The 8,689-nt window shown below is 52.6% G+C and carries 6 protein-coding genes and 1 pseudogene; 6 read left to right on the top strand and 1 reads right to left on the bottom strand.

The genetic code is table 11. From position 1 onward, the window contains the following. Positions 1 to 119: 119 nt before the first annotated feature. Positions 120 to 1,010 carry a helix-turn-helix domain-containing protein gene (locus AQR02_RS19655; protein WP_054941923.1) on the bottom strand — a complete coding sequence of 297 codons (891 nt, stop codon included), beginning with the start codon at positions 1,008 to 1,010 and terminating at the stop codon, positions 120 to 122. 130 nt (positions 1,011 to 1,140) lie between these two features. Here AQR02_RS19655 and AQR02_RS19650 point away from each other — a divergent pair, with 130 nt between their 5' ends. From AQR02_RS19650 to AQR02_RS19625, 6 genes and pseudogenes are all read left to right on the top strand, one after another. After that, entirely contained in the window at positions 1,141 to 1,905 is a 765-nt protein-coding gene (locus AQR02_RS19650; protein ID WP_054941922.1) for a GDSL-type esterase/lipase family protein, read from the top strand. A 58-nt stretch (positions 1,906 to 1,963) separates the two neighbouring features. After that, on the top strand, positions 1,964 to 4,273 hold the full coding sequence (locus AQR02_RS19645; RefSeq protein WP_054941921.1) for a helix-turn-helix domain-containing protein: 2,310 nt from the start codon (positions 1,964 to 1,966) through the stop codon (positions 4,271 to 4,273). A 242-nt stretch (positions 4,274 to 4,515) separates the two neighbouring features. Continuing rightward, positions 4,516 to 5,502, top strand: coding sequence for an ABC transporter permease (locus tag AQR02_RS19640; RefSeq protein WP_054941920.1), 987 nt, complete (start codon positions 4,516 to 4,518; stop codon positions 5,500 to 5,502). Positions 5,503 to 5,517: 15 nt separating this feature from the next. After that, positions 5,518 to 6,402: a carbohydrate ABC transporter permease gene (locus AQR02_RS19635; RefSeq protein WP_054942180.1), complete on the top strand. Its 885-nt coding sequence runs from the start codon at positions 5,518 to 5,520 to the stop codon at positions 6,400 to 6,402. Between the two features lie 36 nt (positions 6,403 to 6,438). Next, positions 6,439 to 7,992 (top strand): ABC transporter substrate-binding protein, encoded by a 1,554-nt coding sequence (locus AQR02_RS19630; RefSeq protein ID WP_054941919.1) that lies wholly within the window; start codon positions 6,439 to 6,441, stop codon positions 7,990 to 7,992. 127 nt (positions 7,993 to 8,119) lie between these two features. Continuing rightward, positions 8,120 to 8,689, top strand: a pseudogene (locus AQR02_RS19625) (DUF1565 domain-containing protein); the annotation flags it as partial.

Here is an 8,689-nt window from a genome sequence, read left to right as displayed (position 1 = left end):
AGGCATTCAAGATGCCAATTACATGACGCGTCTGTTCCGTGCGAGGTTTGGCGTAACCCCCGGAGCGTATCGGCGGCGGCTGCGTCAAAAGGATGAGACGGCCGCCGGTACGGAGGCGTTCAAGGATTGACTGGGGATGCCTGCCCGGAGTCCCGTATTTTCTCGCGGTATTCGCTGGGCGTGCAGTTAAATACCTTGCGGAACTGGCGGGAGTAATAGTTTTGGTCGTGGAAGCCGCTGTCCAAGGCGACCTGGGATATGGAGAGGTCCGGGCTCCGCAGCAGCGTGCAGGAATAATCCAGCCGCTTGCGGATGACATAATCCATAGGTGTCGTCTGATAGTTGCGGGTGAAGACTCTCAGGAACTGGCGGGTTGACAGGTAGGCCATATCTGCCATGGATTGCAGGGTGATCGGCTGCAAAAAATGCTCCTCGATATAAGTAACGGTCTCACCGATCCGCAGCGCTTTGTTATCCTCCCGTCCGCTGCTGTTCTGATAATATCGTGACAGCATGCCAACGAGGGCGGTGAAATAGGTACGGATCATTAGTCTGTACCCTTCCTGCTGTTGTTCATGCTCTCCCAGAATACAGTCCAGCAGACGGGTAGCCTCCCGGAGCTGTCCGGCGTCAAGGGTGAGCATGCCTTTGAAGTACATCTCCTTCCGGTAGAAAGGCTCGATATAGAACAGCGCCTGAAAACCCGGCATCAGCCTGAGCTCGGACTGCTGCAGCAGCTGTTCAGGCTGGAACATCACGTTAACGTATTCGATCCCGTCGACATTCTTGTAACCGTGGGAAACATTGCTGTGGATTAGAAAAACCTGGCCGGCGCTAACCGGATACTCCCTTCCCTCGATAATATGTACCGCGTTTCCCGACAAAATGACGACGAGTTCGGAGAAGTCATGGCTATGGACGTAGTAATCATGGGTCAGCGGACACTTCTGGATTCTGAAGGTGAATCCGGGTTCAAGCCCGATGTCCCGCGCAAATAGTTTGGTTGTCATGGCCATATTATGCTAAAGATGGTCGATATCGTCAAGGCGGAAAAGGGCACGCGGCGCTACCATTAGGTTGCGGGTGTACCGTCCGATTATGACCGGTAAAGGGCCTGCGTGATCGTCAGGAGGGAGAAATATGCTGCATTTATTTACAGACAAGATAACTAAAGATTCCATGAAGCCGCTCATTTTGTTTCTTGGGGACAGCATTACAGCTGACGGCCTCTATATCCGTCTGGCCGGAGAATGGCTGCGCAAGCACCGTCCGGACCTGGATGTGAAACTGGCTGCACACGGTGTTCCCAGTGAGACAGCCTCGGGTCTCAGCGAAGCGGATCATCCGTTCCCGCGGCCCTGTGTGCATGAACGCCTGGCAAAAGAACTTGCGGAAGCAGTTCCCGGCGTGGCCGTAGCGTGCTATGGCATGAATGACGGGATCTACCATCCCTACTCTGAAGCACGGTTTGCCGCCTATAGGACAGGTATGCTGCGGCTGAGTGCACAGATCCGCGAAGCGGGGGCCAAGGTCGTACTGATGACCCCGCCGCCGTTCGACGCCACTTCAATGAACGGCCAGCTTCTGCCTGCGGAGGCGTCCGGTTTCAGCTATTTAGCGCCCTACAGGGATTATGACCGTGTACTTGAGCGTTATGCGGAGTGGCTGTTATCAGGGAGCTGCCCCGCTGACGGCATCATTGATCTGCGCACTCCGCTGCTGGAGCATATCCGGCAGGAACGCTCAATTAACAGCTCATATCGCTATGGTGATGGTATCCATCCGGATGCATCGGGTCACGGGGTGATAGCGCGGACACTTCTGCGGGAGCTGTTTCAGGCGGAGCCGGGGACATGGCCTGACGGGGAAGATGCCCGGAGGACGTTTCAGGATAACGAGGATTGACAAGCAAAATCGCGCGGGATTATATTAAGGTCACCCTAAGAGCAGGGAGAGAGGACCCATGAATGTATTACAGACGATCCGCTCGCGCAAATATTTACAGCGGATTTTGCTCAGCTTTATGCTTGTTGTCGCCATACTGGCCATCGCTTCGTTTGTTTTGAACACCAATGCCCGCGGCAAGGTGCTTAGCCTGCAAAATGAAGCTGACCGCAAGCTGCTGACCCAAATGAACTACAACATTGAGAACATGAATAGCATTGTAAAGGATTTGGCGGTTTCCCTGTACAATGACGAAGAACTGATTGCGCTGAAGTCCGGTGCGGATTACAGGCAAAGCATTCTGAAGATCGAACGGCTGAACCATACGGTGGCCGCTTCCCCGTATCTGCACGCTGCGGTCTTTTACAACGGTGCGCAGCACCGGTTCTTCTCCTCGCTGAACCATGACATTGATAACAGCCTCCTTTACAGTGCCTTAGAGGATTATATGGCCTCCCGGGCCGATTTGCCGAAGCTGCAGCTGATTCCCCTGGATCTTGACGGTAAGAACGAAGGAATCGACGTGTTTGCTTTCTTCATGTATGACGGGGATTCCCTGGGTTCCATCAATGACAATGTGCTGATTCTGACCGTAAAGCCGGGATGGATGCTGGATAACATGAAAGCGCTTAATCATGTGGCTGAGCGGGAAAATGATGTCCTTTTCGTCACCGACAGCGAAGGTGAGGTGCTTATTTCGACCGACGGGCAGCTTCCGGCCGGACTTAATATTAAGCAGGATTTGCTGCCGCGGATTTCTTCCTCGGACACACCGCTTGATTCTTTTAACTACACGTACGGAGACAGAAAGTATAAGGTCACTTATCTGAGTAAAGCCCTGAATAACTGGCAGATTGTCAGTATGCAGGATTATGATGTCGTGCTGGGCAGCGTCCGGCAGATGAAGTGGACGGAACTGGCAGTAACGCTGTCTGTAGTGCTGCTCGCTGTAATGCTGTCCGTGTTCTTTTCGCTGCGGCTCTATAAGCCGGTGGGCCAGCTGCTGACGCTGGTGCCGCAGGATGAGCGCGGCGCGCCGCAGGTGAAGGATGAGCTGTCGCTGATTACAGCCAACGTGACCGAGATGCTCGGCAAGCTAAAGGGGCTGGAGCAGGAACGGGCATCGCAGTCCAATATTGCTAAGGTCTACCAGCTGCGGAGCCTGATCGGACTCAGCGGCAGCGTAGACGAAGGGGCGTTTCTGCAGATCAGGGAGCAGTACGGGATTGATATCGCTTATCCGTCCCCGCTCCGCCTGGCGCTGGTGCAGATCGACGATCTGCAGGGAATCGCTTCTGGCCCGGGTTTGCCCATGGAATCGCTGCTATACTTTGCCATCGGCAATATCGGGCAGGAGCTGCTGCGCCTTGACGGTTCCTGTGAAGCGGCGGATATGAAAAGCGGGCATCTCGTCTTTATCGTCGGAAGCGAAACGGGAAGGCTGGAGAAGCTGGGAGAGAGCTTCAGGGAGCTTCAACAAACTATTCTTGGCTATTACCGTATTACCTTCACGGTTACACTGAGCGACATATTCACGGATTACCGCTGCATTTCGCAGCATTACAATCTGGCGGTGCGCCATTCTAACTACCGGATGATATACGGCAAGGGAGCGGTACTTGAACCTGCTCTTCTCCGGGAGAATGAGCGGAATGATTCGCTGCGTATCCCGCAGGAGCTGGAACGGCAGCTGACGGAAGGACTTAAAGGCGGGGATCTGGTGGAGACAGAGCAAGCGATCCGCAGCTGGAGAGAACTGATCGGGGGGTTCAGCTTCGATAATATGTTCTCAGCGGTCCTTCATCTGGCGGTTACACTAAGCAATACGCTTGGTGAAATGAACAATCACAACGTTAATCCGGTGTCAGTCAACCTGCAGGCCATTAACCGGCGAATTCTTGAAAAAGAGACACTGGATGAGATTGAGGCTGTACTGCTGGAGGTTGTGCACGAGGTTGCGGAGCAGCGGCGGAGCGGGCGCGAGGATAAGAACCGGCTGCTGGCTGAAACGGTGAAGGAAATTATCGACAAGCATTACGCTGACCCTGACCTCAATGTGCAGCGGATTGCCGACATGCTGAAGATGAGCTCCGTTTATTTGGGCCAGGTGTTCAAGACGCAGGAAGGAACGACTGTAGTCGATCAGATCAACACAGCACGCCTGGCCTATGCCAGAGAGTACCTGGAGCAGAAGGACTTAACCGTGACGGAGATTATGGAAAAGGTCGGGTTTGGCAATGAGAGCTATTTCTACCGGCTGTTCAAACGCCGCTACGGGACGACGCCCAAGGAATACCGTCTGAAATCAGCTATAGACCGCAGCAAATAAAACAGCTCCAAATTATACGTAAACCGGGCCCGCAGATGAATGCTATTCATTGTGCGGGCCTTTTGCCGTTCTGCTGCAAAGTTCAGCCGCGCCGGAACAGGAATCCGGTAACAATACAGCCCCTCTGTACAGCAATCCTGCAATTGTACAGTACCGCCAAAGCCTTATTCCACGCTATTGTTAGTCGTGCAAAGCCTGGAACACAGGCAGCCGCTAAGGAAGGAAAGGAAGGGGCTTTGGCTATGTTGAAGAACGTTTCACTGACTCAGCAAGGGGCACATGCGGGTGCACCGCCGGGAAAACGCAGAAAGACGTGGATCGGAAGAGAGCTTCACCATTTCAAGAACAACCGGGAGCTGTTCCTGCTCTCGCTGCCGGGAATATTGTACAAATTAATTTTTGCCTATATTCCAATGATCGGCCTGATTATCGCCTTTAAAAATTACCGCTATGATCTCGGCATATTCGGCAGCAAGTGGGTAGGGCTTGATAATTTCCGTTATTTGTTCACCACGGATACGGCATGGCGGATTACCCGCAACACGGTTCTTTATAATACCGCTTACATTCTGGTGGGCACCTCAGTTGCACTGCTGCTGGCCATTCTGATGAACGAAATCAAGGCCAAGTGGAGCAAGTTCTACCAGACGGCCTTGTTTCTGCCCCATTTTTTATCGTGGGTGCTGGTGGGTTATGTGGCGTACGCCTTTTTGAACCATTCTGACGGCTTTATCAACCGCACCCTGGAGTCCTTCGGTCTCGAGCCGGTGAGCTGGTACCAGAATGCCGCACCGTGGCCGGTGATCCTCATCCTGGTTCAATTATGGAAAGTGGTCGGGTTCAACACGCTGATTTATTTTGCCGGCATCATCGGCATCAACAGCGAATATTACGAGGCGGCGCGGATCGACGGAGCAACCAAGCGGCAGATGGCGTTCAAGATCACGATTCCACTGATGGCACCAATCATCATTATTATGCTGATCCTGTCCATCGGCAACATGTTCCGCGGCGACTTCGGGCTGCATTACTTTATACCGAACAATTCAGGCTTTCTCTACGGCTCTACGGATATCATCGATACCTATGTTTATCGTGCGCTGCGGGAAGTCGGCAATGTAAGCATGTCGGCGGCTACAGGCTTTTACCAGTCGGTTGTCGGTCTGGTGCTGGTGCTGTCGGCCAACGCAATCGTACGCAAAATCAATCCAGATAATTCCCTGTGGTAAGGAGGTGCCATGGCAGTGGCCCGAAAATTCGAATTCTCCAAGCTGTTCATTAACCTGCTGTTTACGGTGCTCTCCCTTGTCGTCATCCTGCCGTTTCTGCTTGTCATAGCGGTATCGCTGACGGATGAAACGGCGCTGACCCAAAACGGCTATCAGTTTATTCCTACGTCGTTCAGTCTGGATGCCTACCGCTACTTGCTTGATGCTCCTGACATTCTGCTCAGGGCCTACGGGGTGACCCTTACGGTGACAGTAGTTGGATCGCTGGCCGGTCTGCTGCTGACTGCGATGACCGCCTACGTCATTTCAAGACAGGATTACCGGTACAACCGGGTAACGACATTTTATGTGTTTTTCACTATGCTGTTCAGCGGGGGGCTCGTTCCCTCCTATATCCTCATTACGCAATACCTGCATCTGAAAGACAGCCTGTGGGCGCTTATTCTGCCGATCCTGCTGTCACCGTTCAACATCATGGTCATGAAAGGGTTCATGTCCAAAATCCCGCATGAGATCATTGAATCAGCCAAAATCGACGGGGCGCGGGAATTCCGTATTTTCTTCCGGATTATCCTGCCCTTATCCACACCGGCGCTTGCTACTCTGGGTCTCCTGATTTCATTTACGTATTGGAATGAATGGTTCAACGCGATGCTCTACATCGATGATCCCAACAAAGTGCCGCTGCAGCTGCTGCTGGTGCGGACACTCAACAGTATTGAGTTTCTTACCACGAATTCGGAGTTTACAGGACAGCTCGGTATCGATCTGGCGAGTTTCCCCAACAGTTCGGCGCGGATGGCGATAGCCGTGCTGGCGGGCGGACCGATGGTGGTTATCTTCCCGTTCTTTCAACGCTTTTTTGTCAAAGGGCTTACGGTTGGCTCCCTAAAGGGTTAACATACAATCATGTACAAAGTACAGGAGGTCACTCGAATGAAAAAAAGACTGTTTGGGGTTTTGGCGCTCGTATTGATTGCGGCGTCGGTTCTGGCCGGCTGCGGCGGCAACAATAACGGCAATGCTAACGGTAACGGGGCAAGCAGTACGGAAGGCAGCGGTACAGAAGGTGTGCAAAGTGCAGCACCGGATTCGGGAAATGCCGGGGAGCTGAAGCCGGTTGAACTGACCTGGTATTATCCGCTGTCGCAGCTTCAGGCCGACCAGGCGAAGGTCCAAGAGGAAGTTAACAAGATTGTGAAGGAAAAGATCAACGCCACGGTCAAGCTGATGCCTGTTGCCGTCGGGGACTATGTGCAGAAGATGAACACCGTGCTTGCAGCGGGCGAGAAGTTCGATATTCTCTGGACCGGCTACATGCTGAAGCCGGAGGAGCTGGTGCGCAAAGGAGCCATTCAGCCGATGGATGCTCTCCTGGATGAATATGCGCCGGAGCTGAAGGCAGATGTTCCGCAGGTGATGTGGGACGGTCTTTCGGTTGACGGGGAGATCTACGGTATCCCTAACCAGCAGATCAACGGTTCCCGTTACGGATTCATCATCCAGAAGCGGTTTGCCGATAAGTACAAACTTGATACCGCTTCCATCAAAAAAATTGCCGATATTGAACCTTTCCTGGCCCAAATTAAGCAGAATGAACCGGATATAATTCCGTTTGGCGTATTCGGCACTTCTTTTATCAATCCTCAGTCGCATGATGATAAATACTGGGTAGTTCCGGGCCTGGATGATCATTTCTACATCAAAACAGATGATCCGAATTATACACTGTACCGCTATCCGGAAGAAGAGCTGGACAATTTCCGGCTGGCCAGCAAATGGTATAAAGAAGGTTACATTTACAAAGACGCTGCTACTGAAAAGATGAACGATTATTTGGCGAAAGGCCAGATTGCCGTAGATTTCAACGTTACGCTGAAGCCGGGGGTAGAAGCCGAAGTTAAAGCGAAAAACGGCGGCAATGAGGTCATCACGGTTCCGCTCAGCGACTGGTTCTCCAACGGCTACTCGGCGACGACCAACCAGTCGATCAGCCGTACCGCCCCTAATCCGGAACGGGCAATGATGCTGCTGAATCTGGTGAATACCGACAAGGAGCTGTACAATCTGCTCTGTAATGGTATTGCCGGTGTTCACTATGAGAAGACGACAGGTGATTACATTAAGGCGCTGCCGGATTCCCGGTATCTGCCGAATATGGACTGGGTTTTTGGCAGCGTATTTAATTCTTATCTGAAGGAAGGACAGCCGGAGAACGTCTGGGAGGAGACCAAAAAGATCAATTCCGATTCCGAAGTCAATCCTGTCGGTGCCTTCAAGTTCAATTCCGAGCCGGTCAATACGGAGATCGCCAACCTGAATGCCGTGTGGGGGGAATACAAGCGCGGCCTGGTTACCGGAACACTGGATTTTGAAGAAACATGGCCTGTACTGTACGGCAAGCTGAAGGAAGCGGGCGAAGAGAAATATGTAGCGGAAGTGACCAAACAATTCGAACAATTCCTTAAAGATAAAGGATTAAAGAAGTAAGAACTAGATAGATAAACCTGCAACGCTGGAGGAACTCGGAAGAACCTGCTGCTCAAAGGCGGCTGCGCTAAGGTATCATACCGGCGCGGCCGTCAACATTCCCACATGGAAAGGAAGAGGAGCTTTGGTGAGAAAAAGGTTGCTTGCAGCGCTTATGGCCGGTCTGTTGTTCATGATGACTCCCTGTCCACCCTTTGCATCTTCTGCATCTGCTGAGGAGAAGACATCCGGGAAGACGTTTTATGTATCCATAAATGGAAGCGATTCCAATAAGGGGACAAAGAGTGCCCCGTTTCTGACGCTTGAGAAGGCGCGTGACGCTATCCGTTCTTTGAAGGCAAAGAAAGGGTTGCCGAATGGCGGCGTCACTGTATATTTACGCGAAGGAAGGTATGAACGGACGGCCAGCTTCGAATTGCGTCAGCAGGATTCAGGGGAAGCGGGCAAGCCGATCACTTACACCGCTTATCCGGGTGAGTCTGTGACGTTGTCAGGCGGGGAGCAGCTTGCCAAGTCTGCGTTCGTTCCGGTTACTGACCCGGCTGTGCTCAGCCGTATCATCAGTACCGAGGCAAGGACAAAAGTACTGACGGCCGACCTGGCAGCACTCGGGATCACCGATTACGGCCAGCTTAGCCGGCATGGATATTATCTGGCCAATGACCTGAGCCAGGTCCCGCCGATGGAATTGTATGTA

It is taken from the genome of Paenibacillus ihuae, from assembly GCF_001368795.1.
In the GTDB taxonomy this organism is placed as follows: domain Bacteria; phylum Bacillota; class Bacilli; order Paenibacillales; family Paenibacillaceae; genus Paenibacillus_AQ; species Paenibacillus_AQ ihuae.
The sequence above is the reverse complement of the archived record's forward strand: the minus strand, read 5'-3'. Positions and strand labels throughout refer to the sequence as shown.

Coding starts and splice junctions, on each gene's coding strand:
- AQR02_RS19650 (WP_054941922.1), top strand. CDS start 1,141: ATGCTGCATTTATTTACAGACAAGATAACTAAAGATTCCATGAAGCCG.
- AQR02_RS19655 (WP_054941923.1), bottom strand. CDS start 1,010: ATGACAACCAAACTATTTGCGCGGGACATCGGGCTTGAACCCGGATTC.
- AQR02_RS19645 (WP_054941921.1), top strand. CDS start 1,964: ATGAATGTATTACAGACGATCCGCTCGCGCAAATATTTACAGCGGATT.
- AQR02_RS19640 (WP_054941920.1), top strand. CDS start 4,516: ATGTTGAAGAACGTTTCACTGACTCAGCAAGGGGCACATGCGGGTGCA.
- AQR02_RS19630 (WP_054941919.1), top strand. CDS start 6,439: ATGAAAAAAAGACTGTTTGGGGTTTTGGCGCTCGTATTGATTGCGGCG.